Here is a 14,793-nt window from a genome sequence, read left to right as displayed (position 1 = left end):
GCGCCGCGAAACGATGTCAAACTGACCGGCGGCGTTCGCACGGTGCGGCCAACTACCCGGCGTCCTTTTGATCGAGACGCTCAATGAACTCAATCAGCGCCGCCTCGGATACCAGCCGTCGCCGCCCTACCTTGATGCTGCGGAGCTGTCGAGTGCCGATCAGCTCGAACGCGGTGGAGCGTCCAATGCGAAGGCGTTCCATCACCTCTTCGACCGTGTTGAGCCGGGCGGTCGGTCCGTTTGTCGCTGCCTCCATGCCATCCTCCTGTGTATTTTCGACACAATATTGACGTGATTTGTGTCGTAGATACATTCTTACATCGATGCACGAATCCGCACAAGTGCGCGATAATCTGTGTCGTTATGAAACAAGACTGGGTGGAAGGGCTACATCGACGTATGGCCGCAGCCATTAAGAGCGCCAGAGCCAGCCGTTCCGCCCAGTGGTTGGCGGACGAGACCGACCGCCTCGGCTACCCCATCAGTCGTTCAGCGATCGCCAACTACGAAAGCGGTCGCAAGAAGGGACTCGACGTCGCCGAGCTTCTCGTTCTCGCTGCCGCGCTGCGAATACCGCCGCTGACGATCCTGTTTCCTGAGCTGCCCGACGGGCCCGTTGAGGTCCTGCCCGATCTCCATACCACCAGCTGGGGCGCCGCGGCCTGGTTCTCCGGCGAAGCAAGCTCGCCCGACCCCAAACACGAGCCGTGGCCGGCATCAAGGGAATACGAGCTTGTGCGCACTGTGCGAGAGCGTCGCAGGCAACTCCTCGCCATGGCCCAGTTCTTCGGACTCATCCACCGCTTCGCGCGCACCGCTGAAGGTGAGGACAGCAACGCCAGCTCATGGACACCCGAATTGCAGGCCTACACCGAGCAACTAAGGAACCTCGAAGAAGAGATCTCCAGACTCGAGCAGATGATCCGTGAAAGCGGCGGGGTGATTCATGACGAATAGTCCACGGCACCAACCCCTGCCCGACCGGGAGCCCACTGGTATGAGGCGGCGAAATGGTTCGTTGATGAGTGGCCGCTACCAGCGAGCCAGGTCGACCGGAAGCGCGACATCCACGTCGAGCCTCCTAACACAGGATTGCAGTTCGTCGCCGCGGCGCTGGTGGTGACCGGCATTACCGGCAGCTAGCGTTGGATCTCTCATCGAAGCCTGAGGCGTCAGAAGCTCAGATCAGATTTCTCCACGAGCGCCTGGGTGTGGCCAGTGATGACGTCGACAGAGGCGGTGGCGGATAGGTGCCAAGAGAGCGGTTGCGACCAGGAGAGCACGGCCGAATCACTTTGAAAGCCAGTAACGGCCGGTTCCTCGCGTCCACGTATGTCCGCGATGCAGACGGCAAGCGGCGCCGCGTGGAACGATCTAGTGACCGGAGCGCGGAGGATGCGCGGCGCGTATTGCAACGGCACCTACGGGACCGGCGCCAGCCTGTCGACCGTGGCCAAGCACTCAGCGACCGGACGACGCTGGCCGAGCTGTTCGAACTGTGGATTGAGTCGAAGGCGGCCGAGGATGGGATTGCCGATCAAACGGCAGACCAGTACCGGGCAGTGTGGCGGGTGCATGGCGCTGGCCAGCTCGGCGCGCTGCAGGTAACCGAATTGTCGACCAGCGCCGCGAGCAAGCACCTGCTGAGCATGGGCGCTGTCACCCAGGCCAAGCGGCTAAGAATGGTCCTGTCGGGCATGTTCAGTCTGGCCGTGCGGTATGACGTGCTACTCGTCAACCCGATTCGGGAGACGAAGACGACGCGGGCAATCCGTCGGCCGCCGCGGGCCGTGACGGCGACAGAGTTCCAGCAGATCAGGGCAGCAGTGCTCGCATACGCCAACCGTTCGGGGCCGGGTCCGCGAGACGGGGTCAGCCGCTTATTGCCCGCGTTTGTCGAATGCCTTGTGGCCACCGGTGTTCGGCCGTCCGAAGTACTGGCGATCGAATGGCCCGACGTCGATCTGCTGGCGGATCCACCCACCGTGACGATTACCGGCACGCTGATTGACCACGGTCGGGTCGCGGGCAAGCCGCTGCACCGGCAGGACACACGCAAGCACGGCGCGCCCGCGCACACCGTGACGTTGCCTCGATTCGGTGTCGACGCACTCACTGCGCTCATCGCCGATACCGGCGGCCTGGCGGGTCCGGTGTTCGTCAACCGCGGCGGCGGCTGGGTCAGCCTGGCGAATCTGCGACGGGCGCTGCGGGCTGCGCTGCCCGCCGAGCTGGCTTGGGTGACTCCGCACTCGTTCCGCCGCACGGTCGCGACGGTCGTCCGTGACGCGCTCGGGCCAGCGGCCGCGCAGCAGCAGTTGAGCCATGCCAAGCTGGCAACGACTGAAACGCACTACCTGCAGCGGCAGACCCACGGACCTGACGTACGCGCCACGCTGGACGAATACGCGGCAGACGGCAATGTGACAGGAAAGTAGCGACTCCCGGGCGTGTCGCCGATGCCGCGGGAGTCGTTTGTGCTGGTAGTGAGCGCGCCCGAAGGGATTCGAACCCCTAACCTTCTGATCCGTAGTCAGATGCTCTATCCGTTGAGCTACGGGCGCAAGCGTTCAATGTTCAGTTGTGTGGCTGACGCTGTCAGCCGCGGCGGAGGCGAGAGGATTTGAACCTCCGGTCCCCTGTAAGGGGGACAACTCATTAGCAGTGAGTCCCATTCGGCCGCTCTGGCACGCCTCCATGATTTGTTTACCGCCGATCCGACAGAGTACACAGCCGCGATGGCGGGAGGCAAAGCGCAGTTCGCCGCCCCATAAACTGGTCGGGTGACCGCCCGCCTACGCCCCGAACTGGCCGATCTGCCCGCCTATACTCCGGGCAAGACCGTGCCTGGCGCGATCAAGATCGCCAGCAACGAGACCGTGCACGGGCCGCTGCCCAGCGTGCGGGCCGCCATCGAGAAGGCCACCGACAACATCAACCGGTATCCGGACAACGGATACCTCGAACTGCGGGCTCACCTGGCGAAATATCTGGACAACGGGGCGTTCGCCCCGGAGCACATCGCGGTGGGCTGCGGCTCGGTCAGTCTCTGCCAGCAGCTGATCCAGATCACCTCGACCGTCGGCGACGAGGTGCTGTTCGGCTGGCGGAGCTTCGAGATCTACCCGTTGCAGGTTCGGACCGCCGGCGCCACCCCGGTCCCTGTCGCGCTGACGGACCACACCCACGACCTCGACGCGATGCTCGCCGCGATCACCGACCGGACCAGGCTCATCTTCGTGTGCAATCCCAACAACCCGACCAGCACCGTCGTCGCTCCCGAGGCGCTGGCGCGGTTCGTTGCGGCCGTCCCGCCCCACATTCTGATCGCCCTGGACGAGGCCTACGTCGAGTACATCCGCGACAACATGCTGCCCGACAGCTTCGGCCTCGTCCGCGCGCACAGCAATGTCGTTGTGTTGCGCACGTTCTCGAAGGCCTACGGGCTGGCCGGTCTGCGGATCGGCTACGCCGTGGGCGATCCGGACATCGTCACCGCACTGGGCAAGGTCTACGTGCCGTTCACCGCGACGAGCATCTCGCAGGCGGCCGCGATCGCGTCGGTGAACGCCGCCGACGAACTGCTGGCCCGCACCGACGCCGTCGTCGCCGAACGGGCCCGGGTGACGGCCGCGCTGAAGGAGGCCGGCTACACCGTGCCGCCGTCGCAGGCCAACTTCGTCTGGCTGCCGCTGCCCGGCCGTGCCCAGAAGTTCGCCAATGACTCGGCGAACGATCGCGTCATCGTCCGGCCGTATGGCGATGACGGCGTCCGGGTCACCGTGGCCGCGCCCGACGAGAACGACGCCTTCCTCGGCTTCGCCCGCCGCTGGAAAGAGGCCGCATGACCGACACGACGGCCCGCAAGGTGTTCACCGAACTCAAGGAGCGCGCTGGACAGATCCCCGACGCCGAACTCGACGACTTCTGGGCGACACTGGAGCCCGCCTCGATCGAGTTCATGCTCGGCGAGTGGAAGGGCGGCGAGTTCAGCACCGGTCACCGGGCCAACGGTTTCATGGAGCGGCTGAACTGGTTCGGCAAGACCTTCCACTCGACGGCGGACGCCAAACCCCTGGTGTGTCTTGACGCCGACGGAAACAAGTTTTCCAACACCGAGGCGATGAGCGGCGAGGCCAGCCTCTGGATGGAAGAGTTCCGCGGCGAGCTGACCGCCAGCATGGTCTACGACGGCAAGCCGGTTCATGACCATTTCAAGGTGGTCGACTCCGACGCCGTCATCGGCATCATGAACGGCAAGGGCGCACTCGACGGAGATCGCCACCTGTATTTCTATCTGGAGCGCGTCTAGCCCATCGGGGTGCGGCCGGTGTAGGCGATCAACCGATCCAGAGCGCGGGCATCGGCACGGATGTCGACCGGGTCGTCGAACCCGACTCCTGCGCGGCCCTCGGGCGTGATGATCTTCTTGGCCAGACTCATCACGTAATCGGACAACGAGTCGGGGGCTGTCACCTCACGCCCGGTCGCCATGGCGTAATCCCAGGCGTGGACCAGGAATTCGAGCGACAGGATGCCCACCATCACGTTCGCCGGCGCCTCATTCTGCCCCGCGGTCACCGTGCCCTCCAGGCCCCTTCGATGCCACGCATCCAGCGCGGGTCGCGCGGCGAGAACGACCTGCCGCTCCACCGAATCGGTGCGATCGCGCTCGGGGAAGTGCGCCCCCGCCGCACCGCCGATCACCGTGACGGAGTTCAGCAGATGATCGGTGAGCGACGCGACGTCGAACTCGCGGCAGGGGGTCTGTTTGGACCAATCGTCATCGGCGATACCGTGCAGTACGTGCTGCAGCACCGCGAGAGACGCCTCGGCACTCTTCAGTTCGTCGGTGGGTGGCGAGTCGGGTCCCGGTGGCAGGTCGGCGGGCATGCGCCCACGCTACGTCGCGCGGGCGCATATCGTTGCCGAGATGAGGACGCATGTGCGGGTGACAGCTGCGGCGCTGATCCTGTTGGGCTTGATGACCGGCTGCTCTCGGACGACAGAGGGGTCTGTCGCGATGACGACGCAGCCCGGCCCGCCGTTGACCTCGACTCCGCCGACGACCGGGACCCTTGCACCGACCATCCCGGGATTACCCAATATCCCGCTGCCCGATATTCCGATCCCCGGTTTCCCGCGGCAGACCGACGTTCCCGTGGTCCCGGCACCGGCCAATTCGAAGACCATGACGTGCAAGGAGTTCACCGGTCTGGACGAGGCAACGCGGCTGGCCGTGATCCGCGCGATCCTGGCCGACAAGAACAACCCGCTCGGCCCCAACGGCGAGAGCGTCGGGCAGGTGCTGGCCGAGGCGGCATGCCAGTTCCTCCCCAGCGCCACCGTCAGCGAGGTGCTGATGGGCTCACCGCCCGGATGAGTGGCTAGCCTGGTTGCCCATGGCCCAGGAAAACAGCGCTTACGAGTCCGTCACCGTGGAGGTCAAGGATCACGTCGCACAGGTGACGCTGATCGGTCCCGGCAAGGGCAACGCGATGGGGCCCGCGTTCTGGGCCGAACTGCCCGCGGTCTTCGCCCAACTCGACGCTGATCCCGAGGTGCGGTCGATCGTGCTCATGGGTTCGGGCAAGAACTTCAGCTACGGGCTGGATCTGGCCGCCATGGGTGACACACTGTCGCCGATGCTCGCCGACGGGGCGCTCGCCCGCCCCCGCGCCGACTTCCACGCGCGCCTGAAGCGGATGCAGCACTCGATCACGGCCGTTGCCGACTGCCGGACGCCGACCATCGCCTCGGTGCACGGCTGGTGCATAGGCGGTGGTGTCGACCTGATCTCGGCGGTCGACATCCGGTATGCGAGCGCCGACGCGAAGTTCTCGGTGCGCGAGGTCAAGCTTGCGATCGTCGCCGACGTCGGCAGCCTGGCCCGGCTGCCGCTGATCCTGTCCGACGGGCATCTGCGTGAATTGGCGTTGACGGGCAAGGACATCGACGCGACGCGGGCCGAAAAGATCGGCCTGGTCAACGAGGTCTACGACGACGCCGAGGCGTCGCTGGCCGCCGCGCACCAGACCGCTGCCGAGATCGCCGCCAATCCGCCGCTGGTGGTCCAGGGCGTCAAGGATGTGCTCGACGAGCAGCGCACGGCGGCGGTGTCGGCCAGCCTGCGCTACGTCGCCGCGTGGAATTCCGCGTTTCTGCCGTCGAAGGATCTCACTGAGGGCATCACCGCCATGTTCCAGAAACGCGCACCCGACTTCACCGGGGAATAGGCGTCCAGCCGAGATCCGCCTTCGTCTTGGCGTTGGACAACGGAAGCCACGTCGTTCCGAACGCCGTTGCCGGATAGGAAGCGACCAGGCCCACCACCCGATGCGAAATCGGTAGTGGCCGAGGCTGATCCAGCTTCACCGACAGCTCGCGGGTGTAATCGCCGAACGACTGCGGTCGGTCGTCGACGATGTGGTAGATCTGCCCGCCGCGGCCCTTGTCGAGCGCATCGGCGGTGGCCTTCGCGACATCGTCGATGTGCACCCAGGACAGCACCCCGTCACGATCATCGCCGGCATGACGCACCATCTCGCCATCCGGCTGATCAGGTGCGTGTGCGGCACGCCGGGCCCGTAGAAGACGCCGTAGCGCAACACGTTTCCCTCGATATCGCTGGGCCCGCCGGACGCCAGATTCGAAGCACCGACACTCCACGCCTTCTTCGCGGGGTCGAAGTCCCTGGGTCCCAGCTTCGGCAGAGTGGTGAGCAGGGACACCACCACCTCGGGCGCCGCGTCGGCGACGACCGCGTCGATCTGCGCGGCATCGAACACGTCAGCCACCACCGGTTCGGCACCGGCCTGCGCGATTTCGGACGTCTTGCCTGACGACCGGGTGAGGCCGAGGACGTCGTGCCCGCGAGAAGTCAACTCGCGCCGCAGAAGAAGGCCCGGCACGCTGGTCGCACCCGCCACCAGCACCCGCATCAGCGACCACTCCGCTCGGCAATGGCGGCCGCCCGCAGTGCAATAGCCAGGATCGCGGTGGTGCCTACCAGCCGCCGGCCTCGAGCCAGCCGACCCCGTCACCCGCCGCGTGGTGCGGGTCGATGAGGGGGCTGAGCGCGTGCAGCGCCCAGTGCACGGTGACGAACGCGAGGGCAGGTACCCGCCAGGGCGTCCGCCGCACCGCCGCCAGCAACAGCAGGGCCTGCGGCACCTCGAACGTCGCGTTGTCGAAGACGTAGTGATCGTTGCGCACTCCGAACGGCCCGAGCGTGTCGAAGAAGGCCCCGGGTGCGAACAGCATGAACAAGCCGATCCCCAGGGCGTACAACCCGAACACGATCAGGGTCACCTCGACGAGTCCGGCCCTTGTGCGCGTGGGTGTCACTGCCATAGGTTTCACGCTAGTTCGATACTGGCTTCAAGTTAGGCACCACTGTGGAAACAGTTTCGGGTACCACATTCGGTCCGGAGCTACTGATCACACTCGACCGGGCCCACTCCGAGCCGCTGCACCGGCAACTCGCCGACGGCCTGCGCGACGCGATCCGCACCGACCGGCTCGCGCCCCAGTCGCGGTTGCCGTCGACGCGGGTTCTGGCCGCGGATCTCGGGGTCTCGCGACGGCTCGTCGTCGACGCGTACAGCCAACTCGTGGCCGAGGACTTCCTGTTCAGCCGGCACGGTTCCGGAACGCGGGTGGCCACGGTCGACGCGGTCCGCACCCCGGGCGCAGCGGCGAGCCGGTGCGGCGTTTCGACATCGACTTCGCCCCAGGCTCGCCCGATCTCGGCAGCTTCCCCCGCCATGCGTGGTTGCGCGGGCACCCGTTGGCGCTCTGCAGGGTATCGCGCCCGACCGCGTGGTGTACGTGGGCTCGACGAGTAAGACGCTCGCACCCGGGCTCCGGATCGGGTGGATGGTGCTGCCGGCTCACCTCGTCGGTGTGGTCACCCTGGCGAAGGGCCTGGCCGATACCGGAAGTTCGGTGATGGACCAGATCGCCTTCGCGCAGCTGCTCGCCTCCGGCTCCTACGACCGTCACCTGCGTCAGATGCGCCGTCGATATCTGGCGCGGCGAAATGCGCTGTTGGGAGCGCTATCCCGGTACCTTCCGCAGGCCAGGGTGCTCGGTGCCGCGGCCGGCGTGCACCTGACTGTTGAGTTCCCGTCGGGATACTCGATGAATGAAATGGTTCTCAGGGCGGCTGAGATGCGGGTGCGGGTGGAGTCGCTGGCACCGTGCTACGCCGACCCGGCCACTGCACCACCGGGATTGATGCTCGGTTATGCCAACGCCACTGAGTCCCAGATCATCGCGGGCGTCCGGACACTGGCCCGCGCGGTCGAATGAGCAGAATCATCCGCCACCCCCACCACCGCAGCCACCACCACCGCAACCACCGCCACCACCGCAGCTGGCGCCCCCGCCACAGCTTGACCCACCGGTACAGCCGCCACTGCCGCCGATGAAACCGGTGGCGCCGGCTCCCCCTGCCGCGTAATACCCTCCGGCAGAGCCATTTTCCGGCTGTCCACCGCTTGCGGCGACGCATGGCCCGCCGCGAAAGCACTACGATCACACCGACGATCACCACGAGCGGGATCCCCATGCTCAGCAAGGCGAGCATCGCGTCACTCATGCTGCTCCCCTTCGTCGACCCTTGCGCCGAGATTACGCCCAGTTACCTAACGGCACCTTGTAAAAGTGGCTTGCGTCGCTCTCATTTATCGCCTGACGTCATACCACAGGTCTGTGGTTTACCTGGGTAGGTCATGCGCGTCTGCAGGAGTTACACGGCGGCGCCGCCGCCCGAATCAACAGCAGAACATAGTCACGCAGCAACACCGAAACCACGTCCGCGAAGTCCACTCATGGATCACGGGATTCGAAACAAGATCGCACCAGCGGAATGCAAGATCGCTGGACGGCACAGCGTTGGCAACCGTTGCAGACCGCCTACACAACTTTCTGCGCCAACGGCATCCGAGGCTCCGGGGTGTGCGCTGACCCGTGACAAGAGCCAGGGCTATGCGGCGTTCTCCTCGGTGGCCCACAACTGATCGATCGCCTCCAGCGCTCGAGCGAGGCTTTCGGCGGCAAGTGGCCTCAGGTCGGCCATGGCCGGATCCAGCTCGGCCAGCGTGAGCTCTGCGGTGATGAACCGAGGCTGCAGCCCGGTCTGCGAAACGGCGTACGACAACCAGGTCTGGTGGTCCCACCCTTCGTGCGGGGTGTCTGGGCCGAATCCGTGTCCCCGACTGCTGAGGACGATGAAGTCGGTGCCGCCGAGGAGTCCTGCGCCGGATTCGGGAGCAATCGAAAGGCCGTGCGCGACGATGTGGTCGACCCATGCCTTGACCGTGCTTGGCGCACCGAAGTTGTAGATCGGCAGGCCGAGCAGCACCACATCGGCGTTCTTGACTTCGTCGACCAGGGCGACGTTGCGCGCGAACGCCTTTTCTTGCACGGGCGTGCGCTGGCCGGCCTGAACCATCCGGGCGGTGACGGTCGCGTTGTCAAAGTGCGGAATCGGGTCAACGGCCAGGTCTCGGTAGGTGACGGTCCCGCCGGGGTGCGTCGCGCGCCACCGCTCGGCGGCGCGGGCGGCCAGACGTCGGCTGACGGACCCATCACCCCGCACCGACGAGTCAATGTGAAGCAGGTGTGCCATCGCTAGTCCTCCATGAACATCGGGTAACGCAAACCATCCAGCGGACGTGGTCATCCATTACAACGACGCGGTGGAAATAATTAGTGTCATCGCGAGTCACGCGAAATGGAGGACGGCGCGGAATCGCACCTCGTGCGACGGGGCACGACCCCGCTGATTCGATGGGCGCCCCAGGCCTGCCGATTCGGCAGAGCGGTGGCGGAGGGATTTGAACCCCCGGACGGTGTTAGCCGTCTCTCGCTTTCAAGGCGAGTGCATTAGGCCGCTCTGCCACGCCACCGCCGACAAGAGTAACTGGCCGTCAGACCCGGCCGAGCTTGGCAGGCGGCGTCCCGGCCTTGAGGCCGACACTGATGCGCCGGCAGTTTTCGCCCATCGCCGCGATCTGCGGCCGCGAGAGCCTGCCGAGAAAGTGTGCGCGCACGCCCTGCCCGTACGTCGCCATCGCCTCACGCACGGCCACCCGGCCCTCGTCGGTGATGGCGGCCAGTACACCGCGGCCGTCGTCGGGGCTGGCATTCCGGCGGACCAGGCCCTGCAGCTCGAGCCGCCGGATCTGCCGCGTCACCCTGCTCGGCAGGGACATCAGTTCGTCGGCGAGATCACCCATGCGCGCGGAGCCGGCCGCGGACTTGTCGAGTATGTCGAGCAGGCGAACATCGTTGAGCGTCAGCTGATGCGCGTCCACCAGCGACCGGTTCAGGGTCGCGTACAACCGCAGTGCCGAATCGAGGAAATTTTGCCACGACCTCTGTTCGGCGATGTCCAAACCCGGCATATCACTGGCAGTACGCCCGGCGATGATCCCCTCCATCACGACATCGTAAGTCAGGCGGCCATTGCTAGGGGCGGGAACCTCGCCCGGTTTTCGCAGGCTAGTAGCGTTACTCCAATGCAGGCAATCGTGGCCGAGTCGGTCGAACGACTGACATGGCAGGCAATCGACGACATCACCCCCTCCGACGGCGAAGTGCTCATCAAGGTCGTTGCCGCAGGGGTTAACCGGGCGGATCTACTGCAAGCGGCGGGTAATTATCCGCCGCCGGCGGGAGCGAGCCCGGTACTCGGTCTCGAGGTGGCCGGAGTCATCGAATCGGTGGGCGCCGGGGTCACCCAGTGGTCCGTCGGGCAACCGGTCTGCGCTTTGCTGGCGGGCGGGGGTTATGCGGAGTTCGTCGCCGTCCCGGCCGGACAGGTCATGCCGGTACCCGACGATGTGCCGCTGCACCATGCCGCCGCGCTGCCCGAAGTGGCGTGCACGGTGTGGTCGAACGTGGTGATGAATGCGGGCCTGTCGGCGGGCCAGCTCCTGTTGATCCACGGCGGAGCCAGCGGCATCGGCACGCACGGGATCCAGGTCGCCCGCGCCCTCGGGAGCCGGGTCGCCGTCACCGCGGGTTGGGCGAACAAGCTCGAGCTGTGCGCCGAGCTCGGCGCCGAGATCACCATCAACTACCGCGACGAAGACTTCGTCGAGCGGCTGCGCGCCGAGTCCGGGGGGGCGGGCGCCGACGTGATTCTCGACATCATGGGCGCCTCGTACCTCGACCGCAATATCGACGCGCTCGCCACCGACGGCCGGCTGGCCATCATCGGCATGCAGGGCGGCGTCAAGAGTGAACTCAACATCGGCAAGCTGATGGCCAAGAGGGCCGGTGTGCTCGGGACGACGCTGCGGGCCCGGCCCGCCACCGGACGCGGCGGCAAGAGCGACATCGTCGCCGAGGTCGTGGCCAATGTGTGGCCCTTGATCAAGAACGGTCAGGTCCGCCCGATCATCGGCGCCGAGTTCCCCGTCCAGCAGGCGCGCGCGGCACACGAACTACTGGAGTCGGGGGAAGTTTCCGGGAAAGTAATACTGCGCGTGTCGGATTGACGTCTACCCCAGCGATGCGAGTGCCCGCACCAACTGGTCCACCTCGGCCGTCGTGGTGTAGTGGGCCAGGCCGATGGTCACCGCGCCGCCAATGTCGTTGACGCCGATGACATCGAGCACACGGGAACTCGCATTCGAGATCGCCAGGATCCCGTTGTCCGCCAGTCGCTGCACCACCCGCTCGGCGGGCACGTCGCTGACCGCGAAGCTCAGCACCGGGATCCTGGTCTCGGGCGAGCCGATCACCATGACTGCGGGCAGCGACCGCAATGACATCAACAGGTACTCGAACAACCGGTTCATGTGTGACGTCGCCGATTGCATTGACACAAGCAGTCTTTCGCGGCGCGTTCCGTGTGCCGACTCGTCGAGATTGGCCAGATACTCGACGCTGGCCACGACGCCAGCCAACATGCCGAACTGATGCGCACCGATCTCCAGCCGTGCGGGTCCGGTGGCGTACGGGTTGAGCGAAACGGAACTGAACGAGTCGATCAACGAGGGGTCGCGGAAGACCAGCGCGCCGATCGGCGGCCCACCCCAGGCCATCGCATTCACCGCGACGATGTCGGCGTCGATCTCGTCGATGTCGATCAGCCGATACGGTGCGGCGCCCGAGTGGTCGACGATCACCAACCCACCGATTTCGTGCACCAGCTTGGTCACCGCACGCAGATCGGTCACCGTCCCCAAAGTCGATGAGGCGGAGGCGATTGCGACCAACCGGGTGGGCCGCGTGATGAGCGCCTCCCACTGCCAGCTCGGCAACTCGCCGTTCTCGATGTCGACTTCAGCCCACTTCACCTTGGCGCCATAGCGATTCGCCGCGCGCAGCCAGGGCGCGATGTTTGCCTCGTCGTCGAGACGGGTCACCACGATTTCGTAGCCGAGGCCGACCCGGGACGACGACGCATCGGCCAGCGACGTGAGCAGGATCGCGCGGTCGGCGCCGAGCACCACACCCCGTGAATCAGCGCCGACCAGATCGGCCACCGCCTGGCGGGCGGCGTTCAGCACCGCGAAGCTGCGTTTGGCGGACGGGTGCGGTCCCGTCGGCGTCGGCATCGAGCCACGGAACGCGGTGGACACGGTGGTGGCCACCGAATCGGGCAGCAGCATGCCGTTCTGGGCGTCGAAATGCACCCAACCATCGCCTAAAGACGGGTGCAACCCACGCACCCGGGCGACGTCGTATGCCATGCCTGCCCACCTTAGAGCGTCTGTGAATTCCACAAACCGACACGATTCGGTGGATGCCCATCCGAACCCCGCCGTGCCGGACCGGGTCACCTGGGCAGCCATACTAGTCGAGTGAGCTTGGGGTTCGGAGTGCTAATCGCGCTGTTGTTGCTAGTGATCCCCGGGGCTATCGTCGCACGACTCGGTCGCATGCCTTTTCCCGCTGCGATCGCCGTCGGTCCGGCGCTGACATACGGCATTGTCGCGCTGGCCATCGTGCCATTCGGCGCGATCGGCATCCCGTGGAACGCATGGACGGCGTTGTTTGCTGTGGCTGCGGTTTCCGGGATCGCAGTGGGTTTGCGAGTCCTGCTGGGCCGCCTGCGCGAGGTCGATGCCGAGGACCGCGCGATATCGCGCGGACCGGCGGTACTGGCGGCCGCCGGCGTGGTGTTGGGCGCCGCGCTGATCGGGATGGTGGCGGTGCGTGGAATACCGCACTGGCAATCGATTCCGAGCAACTGGGACTCCGTCTGGCACGCGAACACGATCCGCTTCATCCTCGAGACCGGCCAGGCATCGCCGACACACATGGGTGAGTTGCGCAATGTCGAGACCCACGAGGCGCTGTATTACCCGTCGACCTTTCACGCGCTGGCGGCGGTGTTCAGCCAGGTCACCGGTGCCGCACCGACGACGGCGTACACGCTGAACTCGCTGGCGGCGTCGATCTGGCTGTTCCCCGTCAGCGCCGCCACCCTGACCTGGCACCTGCTGCGCACCCGGACCGACGAATGGCGCACCGCCGGCGCGGCTGCGGCCGCGGCCGCGATATCCGCCTCGTTCACGGCGGTGCCCTATGTCGAGTTCGACACCGCGTCCATGCCCAATCTGGCGGCCTACGGCGTGGCGGTGCCGACCATGGTGCTGGTCGTATCCGCGCTGCGGCACCGGGATCGCATGCCGTTGGCAGTCCTGGCGCTTCTCGGGGTGTTCTCGGTTCATATCACCGGCGGCGTTGTGACGGTGCTCTTCGTCGCCGCATGGTGGCTGTGCGACGCGCTGTGGCATCCGGTTCGGGGCCGGCTCACGGACTTCGTCAACCTGCTGCTGATGGCGGTCCCGACAGTGGTGCTGTTGCTGCCGCAGTTCTTCGGGGTGCTGCAGCAGGCCGAAATCATCACCGGGCACGCGTTCGTCACGCACGAGGGGAAGAAGCGCGGGCTCTTCGACGCCGTCGTGCAGCACACCCGCCACCTCAACGACTTCCCGATCCAGTGGGCGCTGATCGTGCTTGCCGGGATCGGCGCGGCGATCATGGTGGCCCGGCGAATCTGGTGGCCCCTGGCGGTGTGGCTGCTGCTGGTCGTGTCGATCGTGCATTCCTCGGCGCCGTTCGGCGGCCCCCTCGGCGCCCTCACCGGGATGTTCAGCGACCTGTTCTACAGCGACCCACGCCGGTTGTCGGCGGTAGTGACAATGCTGATCACGGCGGGCGCGGGCATCGCGCTGGTCACGCTGATATCGGCGGCGGTGACGGGTGCCCGCCGACTGGCCGCCGGCCGGGGCAGCCCGAGGCTCTGGCACGGGGCGACCGCGGTGGCCGTCATCGTCGTGTGTGTCGTCGCCGCCCTGTACTACTTCCCGCGGCACAGGTTCCTCTTCGGCGACAAGTACGACTCGGTGCTCATCGACGCCAAGGACCTCGAGGCGTTCGCCTACCTCGCGACGCTGCCCGGCGCGAAGGACACCCTGATCGGCGACGCGAACACCGACGGCACGGCGTGGATGTACGCCGTATCGGGGATGCACCCGCTGTGGACGCATTACGACTATCCGGTGCAGCAGGGGCCGGGCTATCACCGGTTCATCTTCTGGGCCTACGCCGACGACGCGGACACCGATCCGCGTGTTGCCGAGGCGGTGAAGGCGCTCAACATCCGGTATGTGGTGACCAGCACGCCGGTGGTCCGCGGGTTCGTCATGCCCGACGGGCTAGTGTCGCTAGATAGATCTCGGTCGTGGGAGAGGATCTACGACAACGGCGAGGCCCGCATCTACGAATGGCGCGGAGACCACTCGCAATAAGACACAGATGAAGAGT

The 14,793-nt window shown here is 66.1% G+C and carries 17 protein-coding genes, 3 tRNA genes and 1 pseudogene; 10 read left to right on the top strand and 11 right to left on the bottom strand.

From position 1 onward, the window contains the following. Positions 1 to 52 precede the first annotated feature (52 nt). Positions 53 to 256 carry a helix-turn-helix domain-containing protein gene (locus ACVWWN_RS06960; RefSeq protein ID WP_457143237.1) on the bottom strand — a complete coding sequence of 68 codons (204 nt, stop codon included), beginning with the start codon at positions 254 to 256 and terminating at the stop codon, positions 53 to 55. 143 nt (positions 257 to 399) lie between these two features. Here ACVWWN_RS06960 and ACVWWN_RS06955 point away from each other — a divergent pair, with 143 nt between their 5' ends. Both ACVWWN_RS06955 and ACVWWN_RS06950 read left to right on the top strand, forming a co-directional pair. Then, positions 400 to 957: a hypothetical protein gene (locus ACVWWN_RS06955; protein ID WP_457143236.1), complete on the top strand. Its 558-nt coding sequence runs from the start codon at positions 400 to 402 to the stop codon at positions 955 to 957. 293 nt (positions 958 to 1,250) lie between these two features. Beyond that, complete coding sequence (locus tag ACVWWN_RS06950) at positions 1,251 to 2,438, top strand: tyrosine-type recombinase/integrase (RefSeq protein ID WP_457143235.1); 1,188 nt, start codon at positions 1,251 to 1,253, stop codon at positions 2,436 to 2,438. Between the two features lie 53 nt (positions 2,439 to 2,491). On the opposite strand, the gene ACVWWN_RS06945 is transcribed toward ACVWWN_RS06950, so the two are convergent. Together ACVWWN_RS06945 and ACVWWN_RS06940 are read right to left on the bottom strand one after the other, a co-directional pair. Continuing rightward, positions 2,492 to 2,564: transfer RNA gene (locus ACVWWN_RS06945), tRNA-Arg, on the bottom strand. Between the two features lie 44 nt (positions 2,565 to 2,608). After that, positions 2,609 to 2,697, bottom strand: a tRNA-Ser gene (locus ACVWWN_RS06940). Positions 2,698 to 2,783: 86 nt separating this feature from the next. On the opposite strand from ACVWWN_RS06940, the gene ACVWWN_RS06935 reads away from it, so the two are divergent. Both ACVWWN_RS06935 and ACVWWN_RS06930 read left to right on the top strand, forming a co-directional pair. Beyond that, on the top strand, positions 2,784 to 3,848 hold the full coding sequence (locus tag ACVWWN_RS06935) for a histidinol-phosphate transaminase (RefSeq protein ID WP_457143234.1): 1,065 nt from the start codon (positions 2,784 to 2,786) through the stop codon (positions 3,846 to 3,848). Further along, positions 3,845 to 4,312: a DUF4334 domain-containing protein gene (locus ACVWWN_RS06930; RefSeq protein ID WP_457143233.1), complete on the top strand. Its 468-nt coding sequence runs from the start codon at positions 3,845 to 3,847 to the stop codon at positions 4,310 to 4,312. Before ACVWWN_RS06935 ends, ACVWWN_RS06930 begins: the two co-directional genes overlap by 4 nt. Here the strand turns inward: ACVWWN_RS06930 and ACVWWN_RS06925 are convergent. Further along, the gene (locus ACVWWN_RS06925) at positions 4,309 to 4,893 is read right to left on the bottom strand and encodes a TIGR03086 family metal-binding protein (protein WP_457143232.1); all 585 of its coding nucleotides are present in this window, start codon (positions 4,891 to 4,893) and stop codon (positions 4,309 to 4,311) included. The two genes, ACVWWN_RS06930 and ACVWWN_RS06925, sit on opposite strands and share 4 nt — an antisense overlap. 40 nt (positions 4,894 to 4,933) lie before the next feature. Here ACVWWN_RS06925 and ACVWWN_RS06920 point away from each other — a divergent pair, with 40 nt between their 5' ends. Together ACVWWN_RS06920 and ACVWWN_RS06915 are read left to right on the top strand one after the other, a co-directional pair. After that, on the top strand, positions 4,934 to 5,383 hold the full coding sequence (locus tag ACVWWN_RS06920) for a hypothetical protein (protein WP_457143231.1): 450 nt from the start codon (positions 4,934 to 4,936) through the stop codon (positions 5,381 to 5,383). Positions 5,384 to 5,402: 19 nt separating this feature from the next. After that, positions 5,403 to 6,236: a crotonase/enoyl-CoA hydratase family protein gene (locus ACVWWN_RS06915; RefSeq protein WP_457143230.1), complete on the top strand. Its 834-nt coding sequence runs from the start codon at positions 5,403 to 5,405 to the stop codon at positions 6,234 to 6,236. Here ACVWWN_RS06915 and ACVWWN_RS06910 read toward each other — a convergent pair. From ACVWWN_RS06910 to ACVWWN_RS06900, 3 genes and pseudogenes are all read right to left on the bottom strand, one after another. Beyond that, on the bottom strand, positions 6,223 to 6,543 hold the full coding sequence (locus ACVWWN_RS06910; RefSeq protein WP_457149470.1) for a hypothetical protein: 321 nt from the start codon (positions 6,541 to 6,543) through the stop codon (positions 6,223 to 6,225). The genes ACVWWN_RS06915 and ACVWWN_RS06910 overlap by 14 nt on opposite strands. A 233-nt stretch (positions 6,544 to 6,776) precedes the next feature. After that, positions 6,777 to 6,941 (bottom strand): annotated as a pseudogene (locus tag ACVWWN_RS06905) (NAD-dependent epimerase/dehydratase family protein); the annotation flags it as partial. A gap of 64 nt (positions 6,942 to 7,005) precedes the next feature. Beyond that, positions 7,006 to 7,353 (bottom strand): hypothetical protein, encoded by a 348-nt coding sequence (locus ACVWWN_RS06900; protein ID WP_457143229.1) that lies wholly within the window; start codon positions 7,351 to 7,353, stop codon positions 7,006 to 7,008. A 44-nt stretch (positions 7,354 to 7,397) separates the two neighbouring features. On the opposite strand from ACVWWN_RS06900, the gene ACVWWN_RS06895 reads away from it, so the two are divergent. Beyond that, on the top strand, positions 7,398 to 7,847 hold the full coding sequence (locus ACVWWN_RS06895) for a GntR family transcriptional regulator (protein ID WP_457143228.1): 450 nt from the start codon (positions 7,398 to 7,400) through the stop codon (positions 7,845 to 7,847). Next, entirely contained in the window at positions 7,831 to 8,313 is a 483-nt protein-coding gene (locus ACVWWN_RS06890; protein ID WP_457143227.1) for an aminotransferase class I/II-fold pyridoxal phosphate-dependent enzyme, read from the top strand. The genes ACVWWN_RS06895 and ACVWWN_RS06890 overlap by 17 nt, the downstream gene beginning before the upstream one ends. A 676-nt stretch (positions 8,314 to 8,989) precedes the next feature. Here the strand turns inward: ACVWWN_RS06890 and ACVWWN_RS06885 are convergent. The 3 genes from ACVWWN_RS06885 to ACVWWN_RS06875 all read right to left on the bottom strand — a co-directional run bounded on the left by ACVWWN_RS06885 (position 8,990) and on the right by ACVWWN_RS06875 (position 10,448). Further along, positions 8,990 to 9,634, bottom strand: a complete 645-nt coding sequence (locus ACVWWN_RS06885; RefSeq protein ID WP_457143226.1) for an FMN-dependent NADH-azoreductase — start codon at positions 9,632 to 9,634, stop codon at positions 8,990 to 8,992. A gap of 193 nt (positions 9,635 to 9,827) precedes the next feature. Next, positions 9,828 to 9,914, bottom strand: a tRNA-Ser gene (locus tag ACVWWN_RS06880). A gap of 21 nt (positions 9,915 to 9,935) precedes the next feature. Next, positions 9,936 to 10,448: a MarR family winged helix-turn-helix transcriptional regulator gene (locus ACVWWN_RS06875; protein ID WP_457143225.1), complete on the bottom strand. Its 513-nt coding sequence runs from the start codon at positions 10,446 to 10,448 to the stop codon at positions 9,936 to 9,938. A gap of 78 nt (positions 10,449 to 10,526) precedes the next feature. Between ACVWWN_RS06875 and ACVWWN_RS06870 the strand changes: the two genes are divergently transcribed. Then, a complete protein-coding gene (locus ACVWWN_RS06870) occupies positions 10,527 to 11,510 on the top strand; it encodes an NAD(P)H-quinone oxidoreductase (RefSeq protein ID WP_457143224.1) in 984 nt (327 codons plus the stop codon). A gap of 3 nt (positions 11,511 to 11,513) precedes the next feature. Here ACVWWN_RS06870 and ACVWWN_RS06865 read toward each other — a convergent pair whose 3' ends face one another. Continuing rightward, positions 11,514 to 12,710 (bottom strand): cysteine desulfurase-like protein, encoded by a 1,197-nt coding sequence (locus tag ACVWWN_RS06865; protein ID WP_457143223.1) that lies wholly within the window; start codon positions 12,708 to 12,710, stop codon positions 11,514 to 11,516. A gap of 111 nt (positions 12,711 to 12,821) precedes the next feature. Here ACVWWN_RS06865 and ACVWWN_RS06860 point away from each other — a divergent pair, with 111 nt between their 5' ends. Next, positions 12,822 to 14,777, top strand: a complete 1,956-nt coding sequence (locus ACVWWN_RS06860) for a DUF6541 family protein (protein WP_457143222.1) — start codon at positions 12,822 to 12,824, stop codon at positions 14,775 to 14,777. Positions 14,778 to 14,793: the final 16 nt, after the last annotated feature.

The organism is Mycobacterium sp. URHB0021 (genome assembly GCF_054057895.1).
The sequence above is the reverse complement of the archived record's forward strand: the minus strand, read 5'-3'. Positions and strand labels throughout refer to the sequence as shown.